Origin of the sequence: Comamonas halotolerans, from assembly GCF_030162935.1 — a bacterium.
GTDB classification, from domain to species: Bacteria; Pseudomonadota; Gammaproteobacteria; order Burkholderiales; family Burkholderiaceae_C; genus Comamonas; species Comamonas halotolerans.
Genome location: NZ_JASAUZ010000001.1, coordinates 467,202 through 482,437 on the forward strand (window position 1 = coordinate 467,202; position 15,236 = coordinate 482,437).

At 56.1% G+C, this 15,236-nt stretch carries 15 protein-coding genes and 1 other RNA gene; 6 read left to right on the forward strand and 10 right to left on the reverse strand.

What is annotated here, in order from left to right; genetic code table 11:
* Genes QEP11_RS02155 through QEP11_RS02165 form a run of 3 tightly spaced genes read right to left on the reverse strand, consistent with a single transcriptional unit; the run spans nucleotide 1 to nucleotide 2,242 of the window.
* Nucleotides 1-705 (reverse strand): DUF484 family protein, encoded by a 705-nt coding sequence (locus QEP11_RS02155; RefSeq protein ID WP_284334928.1) that lies wholly within the window; start codon nucleotides 703-705, stop codon nucleotides 1-3.
* Nucleotides 702-1,580 (reverse strand): diaminopimelate epimerase, encoded by an 879-nt coding sequence (dapF, locus tag QEP11_RS02160; RefSeq protein WP_284334929.1) that lies wholly within the window; start codon nucleotides 1,578-1,580, stop codon nucleotides 702-704. The genes QEP11_RS02155 and dapF overlap by 4 nt, the downstream gene beginning before the upstream one ends.
* 29 nt (nucleotides 1,581-1,609) lie before the next feature.
* On the reverse strand, nucleotides 1,610-2,242 hold the full coding sequence (locus QEP11_RS02165) for a 2-hydroxychromene-2-carboxylate isomerase (RefSeq protein ID WP_284334931.1): 633 nt from the start codon (nucleotides 2,240-2,242) through the stop codon (nucleotides 1,610-1,612).
* Nucleotides 2,243-2,275: 33 nt separating this feature from the next.
* Between QEP11_RS02165 and QEP11_RS02170 the strand changes: the two genes are divergently transcribed.
* A complete protein-coding gene (locus QEP11_RS02170) occupies nucleotides 2,276-3,805 on the forward strand; it encodes an FAD/NAD(P)-binding protein (protein WP_284334933.1) in 1,530 nt (509 codons plus the stop codon).
* A 97-nt stretch (nucleotides 3,806-3,902) separates the two neighbouring features.
* On the opposite strand, the gene QEP11_RS02175 is transcribed toward QEP11_RS02170, so the two are convergent.
* On the reverse strand, nucleotides 3,903-4,493 hold the full coding sequence (locus QEP11_RS02175) for a BPSL1445 family SYLF domain-containing lipoprotein (RefSeq protein ID WP_284334934.1): 591 nt from the start codon (nucleotides 4,491-4,493) through the stop codon (nucleotides 3,903-3,905).
* 255 nt (nucleotides 4,494-4,748) lie between these two features.
* Here QEP11_RS02175 and QEP11_RS02180 point away from each other — a divergent pair, with 255 nt between their 5' ends.
* A complete protein-coding gene (locus QEP11_RS02180; protein ID WP_284334935.1) occupies nucleotides 4,749-5,138 on the forward strand; it encodes a DoxX family protein in 390 nt (129 codons plus the stop codon).
* 73 nt (nucleotides 5,139-5,211) lie between these two features.
* Here the strand turns inward: QEP11_RS02180 and QEP11_RS02185 are convergent, their stop codons facing one another.
* Together QEP11_RS02185 and QEP11_RS02190 are read right to left on the reverse strand one after the other, a co-directional pair.
* A complete protein-coding gene (locus tag QEP11_RS02185) occupies nucleotides 5,212-5,964 on the reverse strand; it encodes an RNA pseudouridine synthase (protein ID WP_284334936.1) in 753 nt (250 codons plus the stop codon).
* Nucleotides 5,957-7,630, reverse strand: a complete 1,674-nt coding sequence (locus tag QEP11_RS02190) for an MBL fold metallo-hydrolase (protein ID WP_284334937.1) — start codon at nucleotides 7,628-7,630, stop codon at nucleotides 5,957-5,959. The genes QEP11_RS02185 and QEP11_RS02190 overlap by 8 nt, the downstream gene beginning before the upstream one ends.
* Before the next feature lie 156 nt (nucleotides 7,631-7,786).
* Here QEP11_RS02190 and QEP11_RS02195 point away from each other — a divergent pair, with 156 nt between their 5' ends.
* Entirely contained in the window at nucleotides 7,787-8,797 is a 1,011-nt protein-coding gene (locus tag QEP11_RS02195; RefSeq protein WP_284334938.1) for a Bug family tripartite tricarboxylate transporter substrate binding protein, read from the forward strand.
* Nucleotides 8,798-8,859: 62 nt separating this feature from the next.
* Here the strand turns inward: QEP11_RS02195 and rnpB are convergent.
* Nucleotides 8,860-9,199, reverse strand: an RNA gene (rnpB, locus tag QEP11_RS02200) — RNase P RNA component class A.
* A gap of 34 nt (nucleotides 9,200-9,233) precedes the next feature.
* Complete coding sequence (locus QEP11_RS02205; RefSeq protein ID WP_284334939.1) at nucleotides 9,234-9,404, reverse strand: hypothetical protein; 171 nt, start codon at nucleotides 9,402-9,404, stop codon at nucleotides 9,234-9,236.
* A 258-nt stretch (nucleotides 9,405-9,662) separates the two neighbouring features.
* Between QEP11_RS02205 and cysK the strand changes: the two genes are divergently transcribed.
* A complete protein-coding gene (gene cysK / locus QEP11_RS02210; RefSeq protein WP_284334940.1) occupies nucleotides 9,663-10,583 on the forward strand; it encodes a cysteine synthase A in 921 nt (306 codons plus the stop codon).
* 176 nt (nucleotides 10,584-10,759) lie between these two features.
* Here cysK and QEP11_RS02215 read toward each other — a convergent pair whose 3' ends face one another.
* The gene (locus QEP11_RS02215) at nucleotides 10,760-11,284 is read right to left on the reverse strand and encodes a DUF3617 domain-containing protein (protein WP_284334941.1); all 525 of its coding nucleotides are present in this window, start codon (nucleotides 11,282-11,284) and stop codon (nucleotides 10,760-10,762) included.
* 381 nt (nucleotides 11,285-11,665) lie between these two features.
* Here QEP11_RS02215 and QEP11_RS02220 point away from each other — a divergent pair, with 381 nt between their 5' ends.
* Both QEP11_RS02220 and QEP11_RS02225 read left to right on the forward strand, forming a co-directional pair.
* Nucleotides 11,666-13,510: an ABC transporter ATP-binding protein gene (locus tag QEP11_RS02220; RefSeq protein ID WP_284334942.1), complete on the forward strand. Its 1,845-nt coding sequence runs from the start codon at nucleotides 11,666-11,668 to the stop codon at nucleotides 13,508-13,510.
* Nucleotides 13,511-13,704: 194 nt separating this feature from the next.
* Nucleotides 13,705-13,998, forward strand: coding sequence for a hypothetical protein (locus tag QEP11_RS02225; protein ID WP_284334943.1), 294 nt, complete (start codon nucleotides 13,705-13,707; stop codon nucleotides 13,996-13,998).
* A 7-nt stretch (nucleotides 13,999-14,005) separates the two neighbouring features.
* Here the strand turns inward: QEP11_RS02225 and QEP11_RS02230 are convergent, their stop codons facing one another.
* Nucleotides 14,006-14,968 (reverse strand): tripartite tricarboxylate transporter substrate binding protein, encoded by a 963-nt coding sequence (locus QEP11_RS02230; protein ID WP_284334944.1) that lies wholly within the window; start codon nucleotides 14,966-14,968, stop codon nucleotides 14,006-14,008.
* Nucleotides 14,969-15,236: the final 268 nt, after the last annotated feature.

Genomic DNA, 15,236 nt, shown 5'->3' on the forward strand with positions numbered 1-15,236 from the left:
TCAGTTGCCCGAGGGCAGTATGCGCAATCGGCTTAGCGCAGCACTGGCTTGCTCGCTGATGCGCGAGAGGAATTCCGTTCCCATGGTGGCGTCAAAGCGCAAGGGGTCAGGCGAACCCAGCACCAGCAAACCAAAGGCGGGGCTTTGGCTGTCATTGATCCCTTCACGCAAAGGCAACAAAGCGATCGACTGCACTTCGCTGGGGTTGGACAGCCATGCAGTGGGCTCAAAGCCCAGATTCGGACCGCAAAATGGCATGGTCAATGAAGTCGCAAACGACTTGGCATCGTCGCTCACACCCATGGTGAACAGTTGACCCAGATAAGGAGCCGCAACATCCCAGACGCGGATTGCGACTTGCGGAACATCAAATTCTTTTTCGATGCCTTCTGCAATCTCTCGGGGCAATTGACGTGCGTCTTGCACGCCCGCCAGACCACAGCTCCAGCGGTGAATCTTTTGTGCAATCGCAGAGTTCTCGCTGCTGTTGCGCACGATCTCCATGATGCGAGCTTCCAGCCCCTTGATTTTGTCTCGCAACATTTCTGCCTGACGTTCCTGCAGGCTCACCGCACGATGACCGTGGCCGCTGCTGAGTTGCACACGGGTCAGCATCTCGGCATGACGTTCAAAAAAATCAGGGTTTTGCAGCAGGTACTCGGCAATGCTGGCGTCATTCATGGCGGATGTTTCAATGCTGTTCATAATGCTTCAGGAATGTGAATCTGACCTTCAAACACGGTAGTGGCAGGCCCTGTCATCATGACAGCGTCTTGTTCTCCACCCGCCCATTCAATGGTCAGCAGACCTCCTCGAGTATGCACGTCTACGCGGTGGTCAAGTTCTCCCAAGAGAATACCGGCAACCACCGCTGCACACGCGCCCGTGCCACACGCCAGGGTTTCTCCCGCTCCACGTTCATACACGCGCAACCTCACTTCCGTGCGTGACAGCAGCTGCATGAATCCGGCATTCACACGTTGCGGGAAACGCACATGCTGCTCAATCAGCGGGCCCATCAGTGCCACTGGCGCTGTTTGCACATCGTCTACCAGTTGCACCGCGTGAGGATTGCCCATGGACACTGCAACCACCTGCACCTGCTCAACGGACGCGGCCATTTGCAGCTGCAAAGGCCACAGGCAGGCATGCGCCTGACGTTGTGCAGACAGGCCCGTGACGTCAAAAGGCACTCGCGCAGGCTCCAGCACCGGAGCGCCCATGTTCACAGTCACACGACCATCCGCAGTAATCTTGGGGGCAATCACCCCCGCTTGGGTATGTACCCGAATTTCTGTTTTTGGGGTCAAACCCTTGTCATGCACATAGCGCGCAAAGCAGCGCGCCCCATTGCCGCACTGCTCCACCTCGCCACCATCAGCGTTGTGTATCACATACTCGAAATCCACGCCTTCTGCGGGCGAGGGGCGCACGGACAGAATCTGGTCGGCACCTACACCGAAGTGACGGTCGGCCAGGAAGCGATAGTGCGCCGGGGTCAGCCCCAGGCGCCCCTGCGTCTCATCAAGCACGACAAAATCGTTGCCCGCGCCTTGCATTTTGGTAAATCGAATATGCATAACAGTGCAGAAATGGGAGTGAGAAAAGCCTAGCGCTTTGCAGTGCGCAATTTATCCAGCGCCCGCTCAACAAACATCAAACGATCCTGCCCCCAGAAGCGTTCACCATTGAGCACAAAAATGGGCGAGCCAAAGATTCCCTGATCCACTGCCTCCTGGGTGTACTGCGTGTAGGCGGCCTGCACCTCTGGGGACATCTCCAGCGCGTGCAATGCCTGGCCGTCATAACCTGCAGCATTGGCGATGGCAATGCGCACGTCTGCATCCGAGGTATCACGCTCCTCGGCCCAAAGGGCACGCAACAACGCATGTGACAGAGCAAATGCATCCAGGCCTTGCAGTTGAGCCGCAATCACCATCCAGCCGGGCTTTTTGTTCCAGTTGGCATCGGCAGGCACGCCCTTTGGGTAGTAGCTGGGCTCCAGGTTCAGTGGCATGCCCAAATAATCACGCCAGCGCGCCAGTTCCAGCGCATGGTAGCTGCGGCGTGCTTCGGGGCGGGTCTTCAAGGGAATGCCTCCAGTTTGAGGCACCACCAGTTGAAAGTCATATGGTTTGAAAACCAGCTTCACCTGATGGCGGCGCACGATGTCTTGCAACTGTGGCCCGGCAAAATACGCCCAGGGTGAAGAAAGGCTATAGAAACAGTCAAGTTGGGTCATGAATGGATTATCTTCGCGGCTGTGACCACTGAAATGCATTCCCCATCTACTGACCGTGTGCTGGCACCGGTCCCCCTGCAAACAATCTCCAGCCCGCGCAACCATGCGGCTCTTGAGACACTGGCGCTTGAGGCGCAGCGCGACCTGCAACGTCTGAACTACCCCACTGCGAATTGGGTGGTAGCACCCAATGCTGACAAGGTGCTGGATGTGCTTGTCGTTGGCGCAGGCATGTGCGGCCAAACTGCTGCTTTTGCCTTGCTACGCGAGGGTTTACGCAATATTCGCGTAATTGACGCAGCGGCGCGAGGCAGCGAAGGCCCCTGGGCCACCTTTGCCCGCATGCTGACTTTGCGCAGCCCGAAACAACTCACAGGACCCGATCTGGGTGTGCCCAGTCTGACCTTCCGTGCCTGGTATGAAGCCCAGCACGGCACGGGCGACATCTCAAGTTTCGACGCCGCCACACCCGGTTGGGCAAGCCTGCACAAAATCGGCCGTGTGGACTGGCGCGACTACCTGCTGTGGGTCCGAGATGCAGCACAAATACCCGTCGAAAACCTCACCCGTCTGGACAGTCTGACAGACGAGGACGGTGTTGCTATTGCACAGATCACCGGCCCCAAAGGTACCGAGACCGTACGTGCACGAAAAATAATTTTGGCGCTGGGACGTGATGGCAGCGGCGCACCACGCTGGCCCAGCTACCCCAGCCTGTCCATGCAAGACCCGCTGGCACAAGGCCGCGTTTTCCACACCATGAACGACATCGATTTTGAGTCTTGGCGCGGAAAAACCATGGCCGTGCTCGGCGCTGGAGCCTCTGCGTTTGACAATGCTGCCTGTGCACTGGAAGCCGGGGTCACGGTGCAGCAATTTGCACGCCGCAAGGTCATGCCTCAGATCAACAAGAGCAAGGCTGCATCCTTCCCCGGCTTTTTGCGAGGTTATTCACAGCTTGACGACCAACGCAAATGGCGTTTTTACACGTATATTTTTGATGAGCAGGTTCCTCCACCTTGGGAAACCGTACGGCGCTGTGATGCCCATGACAACTTTCACCTGCATATGGGCTGTGGCTGGAAGGACGTCAGCCCCCTGGCCGATGCAGTAGAAGTCACCCTGGCCGACGGCAGCGTGCAGCGCTTTGATGCAGTGATCTTTGGCACCGGTTTCGACGTGGATTTGCTCGACCGCCCGGAGCTGCAACACTACAGCGCGCACATTGACACCTGGGGCCGGCATGTCACACCTGAACAAGCCGCAAGCAACACTGAAGCCGCACGCTTTCCTTATCTGGCGCCCAGCTTTGCACTGCAAAGCACCAGCGCCTCACATGCTGAAGCCATGGGCCGCATTCACCTCTTCAACTGGGGAGCCACCATGACCCACGCTGCCTTGGGCAGTGACATACCGGGTTTGGGTATCGGTGCTACACGACTGGCCCACGCCATCGTCGCAGACTTGTTTGTGCAGGACGCAGATCTGCATTGGCAACGCCTGCTGGCACACGACGAGCCTGAACTGCTGGAGACCCGCTGGTATCAGGCACCAAGCGTCTGACATTGCGGCTGTTGCCCGACTCAACACAACAGCCTGCCCGACCTGGGACACATAAAAAAGACCAGCCTTAGCTGGTCTTTTTTTATGACGCTGCAGATCACATGGAAATCTTGGTGATCTTTGCACCCTCTACAGAGACGCCTGCTTCCAAACCCGTATTGGTGAGCACATAGCTGCTGACTGGCGCAGTCGCAGTAGACGTATCGATACTGCCATTCGCACCAGCCTTACCCACGGCCACCTTGGCATCCGCCCCCACAGACCAACCATCGCTGTTAACGAAGTTGTTGTAAGCGTCTTGCGTGCTGAACACATAAATCACAGCCTTGGACTGACCTCCGGCTTGCCAGCCAATTGATGCAGCCGTGGTGCTGTAGTAGCCGCGAGAGGTTCCTGCTGAGCGCAGCACGCACTTGCCATGCTCTGCACCAATCACAAAGCTGCCACCAATCACGGCGGGGCATATCAGCACGCCCTTGGACTTGGCCACCAGTTCACGGGTACCGGGCATGGCCGTGTACAGTCGATCCAGTGCTGCCGTCGCTTGCGACTCCAACTCCGCACGATTGGCCGGAGCCGAGCCTTTGCCTTGAGTGGTTCCAGTGGTGGAGCAACCGACCATGGCGATGGTTGCCGCAGCCATCCCCGTCACCAAAACGACAGAACGCAGAGAGAAAGACTTTTGCATATTTAATACCCCCGTCATAAAGCGTTAAGAACACATGCAACAGCTACAACAGCAGATGTTTTTCCATGTGGCTGCAGCTATCGTAGAAGGCTTGAAAACCACATGAAACACTGTTTGGTCATAACCCGCCCCAGACCTACAGACAACGTCAGCCCTCCCCGTCGCATGCACGGGCGCGTTCCTCACACACAGCAAATGCCAATTCGATTGATTCACTTCAGCTAAAAGCCTTTTTTTGTTTTACCCTGTACCTCTATGAGCCTTTGGAAATACTTTCACCATCCGCAAGCCGCCATGGTGCTGCTGCGCGTTACTTTGGCAGTACTCATGCTGTTTCACGGCTGGGCCAAAATCACTCACGGGATCGGCGGCATTGAAGCCTTGGTGGCCAAAACTGGATTACCCAGTTTTCTCGCTTACGCCGTGTTCATTGGCGAGGTCATAGCTCCGCTATTTCTGCTGCTAGGCCTTTATGTGGTACCTGCAGCCTTGATTGTGGTCATTCACATGATTGTGGCTTTGCTGCTGGTTCATACCAACCATTGGATGCAGCTGAATCAGTCCGGTGGCTGGGCTTTGGAATTACAAGCATTCTTCCTGATCAGTGCCCTGGTCATTGCCATGGGGTACAGCAAGAACAGGTAGGAGATTCACCCCCCAGTGAAAAAGAAAAGGCGCGAGATTCGCGCCTTTTTTGACGATGAAGGACCACGGACGCTCAAAAGCGCTCCCAGGGCATGACATAGCGCCATTGCCCTTCCGCCAGTTTTGCCATCGAAATACGCCCCATGCGCAAGCGCTTGAGCCCAATCAGCTGAAGGCCAACGCCACGGCACATGGCATCAATTTCCTCCGGAAAGATCCCCTTCAGCGCAAAACGCAAGTGATTGTCACTTTGCCAACTCACCTTGATTTTGGGCAAGCGTTTGCCTGCAACAGAGCTTCCGTTGCGCAAGCGCTCCAGCCCCTCTTCATCCAGGCTACCTTGGACATGGGCAATGCACTCCTGCTCAAGATACAGCACATCTTCCGTCAGCTTGCGAGCCACACGGCGATCTTGCGTAAACACCGTCAAACCACTGGCAGGCACAGGAATGGGCTCCAGGCACTCCAGATTCTGAAAATGCTTGTGCAGCATGCGGATCGGCGCTGGCGTATCGCCTTGCTGCCAGTTTTCTGCTGTGAGCAAAGCCAGCGCACTGGGCTTGCCGCCAGGTTGCACAGAGCAGCCTGCAGGCTTGTGCAACAAGATGGTGACCGGCGGCACATGCTCAGCCTTTGCGCCATCCGCCAGGGTGATGACTTGTTGCGGAAGCACGCGTGCACCCGGGTGCTCAACGACGACACCGTCGACCTGCACGGTGCCATTTTCAATATACAGCTCGGCCTCAGTGCGCGAGCAATCCAGTTGCTCAGCCAGCCGCTTGGACAGGCGAACACTGCTATCGTTGTTCTTGGGTTGTTCAGTCATTGACATGCTGCAAGCCTAAAGCACGAATGCGTTCCACGTGCGCAATCAGGCTTCTTTCGGCCAACGTCCACAAGTCCTGAGGGGTATCTGTATAGGCCAGCGCCACCCAATCCCGCGTACTGCCGTCCGGTTTTTGCCGCATGGCAGCCAGCACCTTGGCCTCACGGGCCAGCCTATGGGCTTTGAGCTTGGCAATCACATCCAGGGCATTACCCAGAACATAGCCGTGAGCAGGTAACAAGAACTCCACGGAATCTTGCCTGCACAATGCAGCCAATTTATCCAGGCTGTCGATGTAATCGCGCATGTTGCCATCGGGCGTATTGATGATGGATGTGCTGCCATTGAGTATGTGATCACCACTGAAGATCAAGGCATCTTCTTCCAGCAACAAGCACAGATGGTTGGCCGCATGGCCCGGCGTATGTACTGCGCGCAGTGTGTGCGTGACTGTGGGTTGATCATCAGCACCTGAGGCAGAAACAGACAAACGATCTCCATCCCTAAACACAACATCCGGAGAAAAACTGCTGCGGGGATGTGCCGTTGGAGCAGATGGCAAACCATAGATCAAAGGCTTGTTCAAACCGCGTTGCACGCAAAGCGACTGCAATAAAAAAGCACCTGGTGAATGGTCTATATGCGAGTGTGTGCACACAATGTGATGCACATTGCCCTCGGCCGCATCCAGCAAGCGCGCAACATGCACGGCATCCTCCGGCCCCGGGTCGATCGCGATATAGCCAGAAGAAGGCGTACCGACTAGATAGCTGTTGGTACCTGGGCCCGTCATGACATTAGCGTTTGCAGCCGTCAGTCTCAGGATGTTTTTGCGCAGTGGCACCGCACGTTCACTTTGCCAAAACAGCTCATGCAGGATTTGGCCATCAGGACAGACCATGGCCAGTTCGCCATAGGCGGCATCACTTTCCATGCACCGAAATTCCTTGCCCTGCATGCGACCTGCCCTCGGAGAGCTGACCCACAATGGCTTTAACTTGATCGCATCCAGCAGCGCTTGGGCAGATGGGTAGCCAGCCAAGCGCTCCAGAGTTCGCAAAGTGGGAAAAATCATCGGCATATTCCCCGCTCGGTGTCGCTCCAAGGCTTCCTGGGGGTTCACCCATACAGGCTCGAATTGCTCAGATTCATCCGCCACGGGTGTTTGCCCCTCTGGCATGCGTGCCACAAAAAATGGCACGGCAAAACGTTTGGGCAAATTACGGTCGGCCGTCCAGTGAGCCAACTGCCATACCTCGCGCACGTCAAGTTGCAATCCTCTACTCTCCAGCTGCGGCCATAGCGGTAGAGTGCGCACCATGGCATCCACATCAGCCTGCGTCGCAGCACGTCCATCCGCACAGGTGGCCAGCAGCACCCCCATCTCTTCCCAACTTTCGCGCAATGCAGCAATGGCCTCAGTCAGGGTTGCAGAGGACATGTCTGCTCGACACATGCTGTGTCCATGGGCTTGCCCGTCTTGCTCCTCAATGCCTCCGCCAGGGAAAACATACATGCCGGGCGCGAAACTGGCGCGCTCAGAGCGCCTTGTCATCAGCACCTCCCACCCTCCATTGGCGCGGTCGCGCAACAACAGCAAAGTAGAGGCATGCAAAGGCGTGGCTGGCACGCGTTGGGGGTAGAGCAATTGGTCGGTGCGCTTCATGGTCAGCATTATTAAGCGCGTTGCTTGCAGTGCTTGTCACCGGTTTAACGATGCCTCATACCGTCATTCGCATAAGCGGGCATATAGACATACATAAAACTAATGAAGAGCACTGCACAATGCCATCAATTGATTCATATCAGAGACTTTTCCTCCATGCCATCTACTGCCCGTCGCGCCCTGTTCCGCACTGCTGCTGCCACCGCTTTGGCACTGGTCACCCTGCCTGTCAGCTTTGCAGCCACAGATGCTTCCAATTGGCCTGCTCAGCCCATCACCATGATCATGACCTTCAACGCAGGCTCTGGCGTGGATGTGGTGGCGCGCTTGATCCAGGAGCCCGTCTCCAAAATATTGGGCCAACCGGTCATCATCGACTACAAGCCCGGCGCTGCAGGCAATATCGCCAGCGAATACGTATCCCGCGCCAGGCCCGATGGCTACACCATGGTATTTGGCACTGCAGCCACGCACGGCACCAATGCAGCGCTCTATGCCAAGCTGCCTTTTGATGTGGAAGCCGATTTCACTCCTGTCTCGCCCGTGGTGACGGTCTCCAATGTGCTGACGATCAATCCTGAAATCATCAAGGCCAACAACCTCAAAGAATTTGTCGACGAAATCAAAGCCAATCCGGGGAAATACAACTTTGCCTCCACCGGCAATGGCACCGGCACCCATATGGCATTTGCAGAGCTGAACTGGCGCCTGGGCCTGGACATGGTGCATGTGCCCTACAAAGGCGGTCCTGACGCTATCACCGGCGTGTTGCGTGGTGAGGCTTGCTGCATCATGAACCAAGTACAAACCGTACTACCCCATGTGAAGTCCGGCAAGCTCAAACTGCTGGCAGCCAGCACCGCCGAGCGCATTGCCGCAGTCCCGGATGTCCCCCCCGTAGCAGAAAGCGACTTGCCAGGAACCAAGGGCTTTGACAGCGCCATCTGGTTTGGTATTTTTGCCCCCAAGGGCACACCTGCACCGATCGTTGCCAAATTCAACGCAGCTGTGCAGCAAGCCTTGCAACAACCCGAAATTCGCCAGCGTCTGGAGAGCACCGGGAATAGCCTGCGACTGGAAAGTCCTGAACAATTCAAAAAGACCGTGCACGACAACCGCAAGAGCCAGGCAGAAATCGTAAAGGCTGCCAAGATCGTGATCCAGTGATCACTGATTCAGAGTCATAAAAAAACCGCCTTTCGGGCGGTTTTTTTATGGGGATTCCAAAATTGTGAAGTTCGCCGATAAGCCGGATTCTGTGCACAGCGGTGACCCGCTGCGTGACTGTCATTACTCTGGGCTGGGAGTCGCCCCACCAGCTCGATGCTACCTACCCGCACACTCCGGGGGCCCCGTCAACGTGTGCCTACTTGGTATTGCTGCGCGTAGAGATTGCCCGTTTCACCCGGGCCGGTTTACCTTGCGGTACGCCTGCCCGACTACGTCTCTGTTGCTCTGATCCTCACCTCACGGTGGACAGCCGTTAGCTGCTACGCTGCCCTATGCAGTCCGGACGTTCCTCCAGTGCCGTGTTTCCACGATTGCACCAGCGACAGTCTGGCGAACTTCACGCCTTCCATTATCGCCTATATGACTGCGTCTTTCAGTGATTCGAAAGTACGTAAATGTTGTAGACGATTAATGCCATCAATCCGGTCACACCCAAAAACATGAGTGCAGGTGCCCAGACTTTGTGCTCACGCATTGAAAAACCCGCCAGCAATGCAACACAGGTCACGGTCATAAGAATCATGTTGATATGGAGAAGACTCATTGAAATACTTTCATTGACTGGCTGTTACACCCAGTATCGACCAAGGTCTTACAAATACCTATATCCCTCGGTATTGCCTCAATCAAACCGTCGGCTTATGCCAGCAAAAAAACCGGGCACCGGCAGCCGCTGTCGTGACTGAAGCTTTGCAATCGCATGTTGCATTCAACAGAGCATCACGGCATATTCATATCGCCACGGGTAGGAACGAGTCAGTCAAAATGAATACTTCAGCCCTAACCCTTTCTAGGAGACGCAATGAAATTCGACAACATCCTCCAAACCATTGGCAACACCCCCGTGGTTCGAATCAACCGCGTATTTGGCGCTGGCGCCAATGTGTGGATCAAGTCGGAGCGCGGCAACCCAGGAGGCTCCATCAAAGACCGTATTGCGCTGTCCATGGTGGAGGCAGCTGAAAAGTCAGGTGCACTCAAACCGGGTGGCGTGATCATTGAACCCACCAGCGGCAACACCGGTGTTGGATTGGCGCTGGTAGCCGCGGTCAAAGGCTACAAGCTGATCCTGGTGATGCCTGAGAGCATGTCTCTGGAGCGCCGCCGCCTGATGCTGGCCTATGGGGCCACCTTTGACCTGACGCCGAAGGAAAAAGGCATGAAAGGCGCCATTGCACGCGCCGAAGAGTTGGCTGCCCAAACGCCGGGAGCCTGGGTGCCCCAACAGTTTGAAAACCCCGCCAATGTGGCGGTGCACGAAGCCACTACTGCCCAGGAAATCCTTGCTGATTTCCCCGATGGTCTGGACGTCTTGATCACTGGCGTCGGCACTGGCGGCCATCTCTCGGGGGTAGCCAAAGTCCTCAAAGCCAAATTCCCCAACCTCAAGGTATTTGCCGTAGAACCTGCTGCCTCACCCGTGATTTCTGGTGGCAGCCCAGCCCCTCACCCTATTCAAGGCATTGGTGCAGGCTTCATTCCGAAAAACCTGGATGTCAATTTGCTGGATGGCGTCATTCAGGTGGAAGGAGAGCCTGCGCGTGAATATGCCCGCCGCGCGGCCGCTCTGGAAGGTCTGCTGGTCGGCATTTCTTCCGGTGCGACGCTGGCAGCAATTGCCCAGAAACTGCCAGAGTTGCCTGCCAACGCCAAAGTTTTGGGCTTTGCTTATGACACGGGAGAACGCTATCTGTCAGTTGAAGGCTTTTTGCCCAACGCATAAACCCCGACAGTGCTGACACAGCCGCCGCATACTTCGCGGCGGTTTTTTTTATGCCTTGCGCATCCAGTCCATTGCGATGGAGCTGTACCCACCCATGTTTCCATATCAATGGACCGGATTCACTCCTGTCCACCCAGATAACGTATGCCTGCAGCATGCTGCAGGCATGACATTGCCTATTTTTCGCAAGATCCCAAACGCTCAAAATATTGAGTCATGTGTGCTTTGCTGTCATTCGTTGGATTGTGCATGCGCAAACTGACACGGTAAGCCTGTGGCGATACCGATGTCACCTCCAGTACCCCCAATGCCTCAACCGAGCCCAGTGGCGCACAATGCATATGCAGTTCAGCCCGGGTGGCTTCGTTGCTCACCAACCCACTGCTGCAGTGACCGTCTTGCAACTGCAAGCTCAGCAAATAATCATCCATGTCCTTGGAGCTGGTACAAACATCAGTCCTGACCGACTCCTGCCAACTGGACTCCAGGGTTTCACGCCACAAACCATCTTCCATGGCCTCCATTACCCGCAAGCTACTGTGCGCTTGCGGCTGTGCCGCAGCCTCCCACATCCCCAGACAGGCCCACACGGCAACACCCCACGCCACAAAGTGCTTGCGCAGCTTGCAAGCCAGGTCCGCGCCCGCTTGATCCTGCGCCTCCGATGAGGCGTTATTGCGCCCAATACCAGTCCATATCATCCGGGCGATCTTAAAGCCCCCTTCCACACAGACAGTCTTGCGCAAGCATCCATTGCCCCCATGCTGTGTTTTGACTGATGCAGCACCAGAAAACATGTTTTTGCCGCCCCCAGCCACGCGACACATCGAGGATCTGTTCACGCCCTGCACGTATGTACAACCAAGGCAATCGTCGTGCTCATCGCAAAGTCCTACTGAGGATGGACAGTGATGCCGGCGCAAACAACCGCAACTCGAACTCGTACAGTGGTTCGAAAAAGTCGTGCACACCTGCCGAAAGTGGCTCTAAAGCCTCATGGGATGCTGGGCATCCGACAATGCTGACCAGCATGGACAAGATCCACCTACGATGGTGGCTTCGGAGACTTGGAGACCCGCCCTGTGTTCGGTTTTTTTGAAAAGCGCATTCCCCCTTACCCAACTGCCGAGCCGCAGTTGCCCCCCACAGGTTTTATTGCCTTTCTGTGGGCTTGTACACGCAGCATGCGCGGCTGGCTTGTGCTGCTCACAGTCACGAGCGCCATGCTATCCATGTACGAGGCGTTTTTGTTCGCCGTCATGAGCCGGGTGGTGAACTGGATGTCAACAACCCCTGCAGCGCAGTTCTTTGAAGTGCAGCGCGGCAGCCTGATGGGCATCGCGGCCATCTTGCTGGGCTCTATTGCACTTTTGGCCCTGCACACCATGGTCATGCACCAGGTGCTGGCCATCAATTTTCCAATGCGCATGCGCTGGGTGTTCCACCGGCTGATGCTCGGCCAGAGCATGTCGTTCTACGCCGATGAATTTGCGGGCCGCATCACCACCAAGATCATGCAAACCGCGCTGGCTGTGCGCGAGGTGGTGTTCATTGTCGTTGACGTGCTGGTCGGTGTGGCGGTGTACTTCATCAGCATCTTGCTGCTGGCAGGCAGTTTTGATGCGTATTTGCTACTGCCTTTTGGCATCTGGCTGCTGTGCTACATGCTGGCCTGCTGGTACTTTGTGCCACGCCTGGGCCAGATCGGCAAAGAGCAGGCCGACGCGCGTTCCCTCATGACGGGCCGTGTGACCGATGCCTATACCAACATCGCCACCGTCAAGCTATTTGCCCATACCCGCCGTGAAGCGGAATACGCACGCAGCGCCATGGATGACTTCAAGAAGACGGGCTATGCACAGATGCGTCTGGTCAGCCTGTTTGAACTGACCAACCACACGCTCATCACCTTGCTGATTCTGAGCAGCGCAGGCACAGCACTGTGGTTGTGGGGCAATGGTCAAGCGGGGGCCGGTGTGGTGGCTGCCGTGATTGCCATGGCACTGCGCGTGTCTGGCTACTCGCACTGGGTCATGTGGCAAATGACGGGCTTGTTTGAAAATGTGGGCACCATCCAGGATGGCATCACCACGCTGTCCAAGCCGCGCACCATTGTCGATGCGCCCAATGCACAGCCGCTGCACGTTACGCAAGGCGCCATTGCATTTGAGAACGTGAGTTTTGGCTACAAGGACGGTGGCAAAAAGGTCATTGATGGGCTGAATTTGCACATCCGCCCCGGCGAGCGCATTGGCCTGATTGGGCGCTCTGGCGCGGGCAAGTCCACATTGGTGAATTTGCTGCTTCGCTTTCATGAAGCGCAAAGTGGGCGCATCACCATTGATGGACAAGACATCACCCAGGTCACGCAAGACAGTTTGCGCAGTGCCATTGGCATGGTCACACAGGACACCTCGCTGTTGCACCGTTCCATGCGCGAGAACATTCTCTATGGCCGACCAGATGCCACTGAGGCACAAATGCTCGCTGCCGCGGAACGCGCTGAAGCCGCTGAATTTATTGACACCCTGACCGACCGCCATGGCCGCAGCGGCTATGACGCCCAGGTAGGGGAGCGCGGTGTCAAGCTCTCGGGTGGCCAGCGTCAGCGCGTTGCGATTGCACGCGTCATGCTCAAGGATGCGCCCATCCTGCTGCTCGACGAAGCCACCAGTGCCCTGGACAGCGAAGTGGAGGCGGCCATCCAGCAAAGTCTGGACAGCCTGATGCAGGGCAAAACGGTCATCGCCATTGCGCACCGTCTTTCCACAATTGCCGCCATGGATCGCCTCATCATCATGGACAAGGGACAGATCGTGGAAGAAGGCACTCATCAGCAATTGCTGCAACTGGGAGGCATTTACGCCAAACTCTGGGCTCACCAAAGCGGCGGTTTTTTGAGCGAACCAACCGAAGGTCAGCTGTAATTCACAGTCTGATCAGGTCTTTCTTGCCCGCTTGCACGCGACACCCATCGCTAGCAAGGTGCAACTTCACCCGACATATGCGCACATTGAAGCACAGGCATTCAATGCGGATGCAACAGCACTGCGTGAGCCAGCCATGAACATGGCCTGTGTTTGATCTTCATGCTGGACAGTGTGATGTCGGACTTCATATCGTGTTCAATCTCACAACTCTGCGCTTTATTGGCACCGTCATGAACACCTCCTCCACCCTGCCTGAGTACCTGCATATTTTTGGCGAAGACGGTCCTGTATCCATTCTGGTTTATGGCCCTGCCGGACTGCTGCCACTGCCTGCTCGCGCAATCAGCGCTGAAGATATTGCCTGGCTGGTTAGTCCTGACGGTCAATTGCTGCGCACAGAGATGAGTTTTGCAGGCGAAGTCATGCAATTGCAGCGCTGTGAGCTAAACCCCACGCTGCAATGCATCAACCTGTTTGTTTTGTAAAGCGCACTCACTCCAGACCAATACCCTGGACAATCTCCTTTTCCTGGGCAAAAGCCTGTCTGGCGAATGCAGCATAGGCCTTGTGATCACGGTAATCCGTGCGAATACCGTAGTTGGCAACCACCTGTTTGAACGCAGGGTCATCCATGGCAGCTTTGACTGCTTGATCCAGCTTGCGTACCACATCCTGTGGCAATCCCTTGGGTCCGGCAATGCCCAATGGGGAAGGCACATCAAAGTCATAACCAGCTTCGCGGAACGTTGGCACATTGGCAAACGCCTCGGGACGGCGGTCCGACGCTGTAGCCAGCGCACGCACTTTACCTGCCTGGACTTGCGGCAAGATGCTGTTGGCAAAAATCGCAGATTTGATGTGCCCGCCTGATAAGGCATTGATGGCGTCAGCATCTCCTTTGAACGGGGCGTGGTTGAGTTGGATTCCGGTCTTTTTTTCCAGCAAGGCCATGGCCACATGGTTGGCCGTGAACTTCCCGGGCGTGCCGTAATCCATCTGCCCTGGATGCTGTCTGGCCCAGGCCACATAGTCCTGAACCGTTTGAATAGGCGAATTGGCAGGTACGGTCAGAATGAAGTCATATGTCATGAATGAGGCGATGTAGCTCAAATCCTGAACCGGGTCATAGGCCACTTTCTGGATATAGGGCTGGCGGAAAATGCCCACAGGAGCCAGTGTCAGGCGATAACCGTCCGGCTTCGCAGTCAACATGTCCACAACTCCCATGGCGCCAGCCGCCCCGGCCTTGTTTTCCACCACCACGGTCTGCCCCAGTGCCTTGCCCATCCCCATGCCCAAAGCACGTGCAATCACATCAGTCACTCCACCGGGGCCGTAGGGCACAATCAGCGTGATGGGTTTATTGGGAAAACTCTCGGCCTGCGCATGCGCTGTCCCCATGCTCCAGCTGGCTGCCAAAGCCACAGCCCCCAAAGTCCAGAAACGTCGTTGCATGTTGATCTCCTGATGAATGCCGTTGAACATGCACCCAATCTAAAAGACCTTTGCAATACCGCTGTGCGGGTCTGCCCTCAAATACGCTTGACCTAGGGCAAACCACATCGTGCACTGCAGCACCACGCATGGCGTCGCTAGGGAATTGGTTTTCCATGTCTGCGTCGCGTGGTGCAACTCTTGCCTTTGCGTCATGCAGGTGACACTCACAAGCTGGTCATCCTGGCGTTCAGATTGCGGTGCAGTCCTTGCAATCACTCCGAAACAG

Excerpts from the sequence above, each read along its gene's own strand:
- QEP11_RS02180 (WP_284334935.1), top strand. The coding sequence starts at position 4,749 with ATGAGCCTTTGGAAATACTTTCACCATCCGCAAGCCGCCATGGTGCTG.
- QEP11_RS02185 (WP_284334936.1), bottom strand. The coding sequence starts at position 5,964 with ATGACTGAACAACCCAAGAACAACGATAGCAGTGTTCGCCTGTCCAAG.
- QEP11_RS02175 (WP_284334934.1), bottom strand. The coding sequence starts at position 4,493 with ATGCAAAAGTCTTTCTCTCTGCGTTCTGTCGTTTTGGTGACGGGGATG.
- QEP11_RS02230 (WP_284334944.1), bottom strand. The coding sequence starts at position 14,968 with ATGCAACGACGTTTCTGGACTTTGGGGGCTGTGGCTTTGGCAGCCAGC.
- QEP11_RS02190 (WP_284334937.1), bottom strand. The coding sequence starts at position 7,630 with ATGAAGCGCACCGACCAATTGCTCTACCCCCAACGCGTGCCAGCCACG.
- QEP11_RS02165 (WP_284334931.1), bottom strand. The coding sequence starts at position 2,242 with ATGACCCAACTTGACTGTTTCTATAGCCTTTCTTCACCCTGGGCGTAT.
- QEP11_RS02215 (WP_284334941.1), bottom strand. The coding sequence starts at position 11,284 with ATGATATGGACTGGTATTGGGCGCAATAACGCCTCATCGGAGGCGCAG.
- cysK (WP_284334940.1), top strand. The coding sequence starts at position 9,663 with ATGAAATTCGACAACATCCTCCAAACCATTGGCAACACCCCCGTGGTT.
- QEP11_RS02205 (WP_284334939.1), bottom strand. The coding sequence starts at position 9,404 with ATGAGTCTTCTCCATATCAACATGATTCTTATGACCGTGACCTGTGTT.
- QEP11_RS02195 (WP_284334938.1), top strand. The coding sequence starts at position 7,787 with ATGCCATCTACTGCCCGTCGCGCCCTGTTCCGCACTGCTGCTGCCACC.
- dapF (WP_284334929.1), bottom strand. The coding sequence starts at position 1,580 with ATGCATATTCGATTTACCAAAATGCAAGGCGCGGGCAACGATTTTGTC.
- QEP11_RS02155 (WP_284334928.1), bottom strand. The coding sequence starts at position 705 with ATGAACAGCATTGAAACATCCGCCATGAATGACGCCAGCATTGCCGAG.
- QEP11_RS02170 (WP_284334933.1), top strand. The coding sequence starts at position 2,276 with ATGCATTCCCCATCTACTGACCGTGTGCTGGCACCGGTCCCCCTGCAA.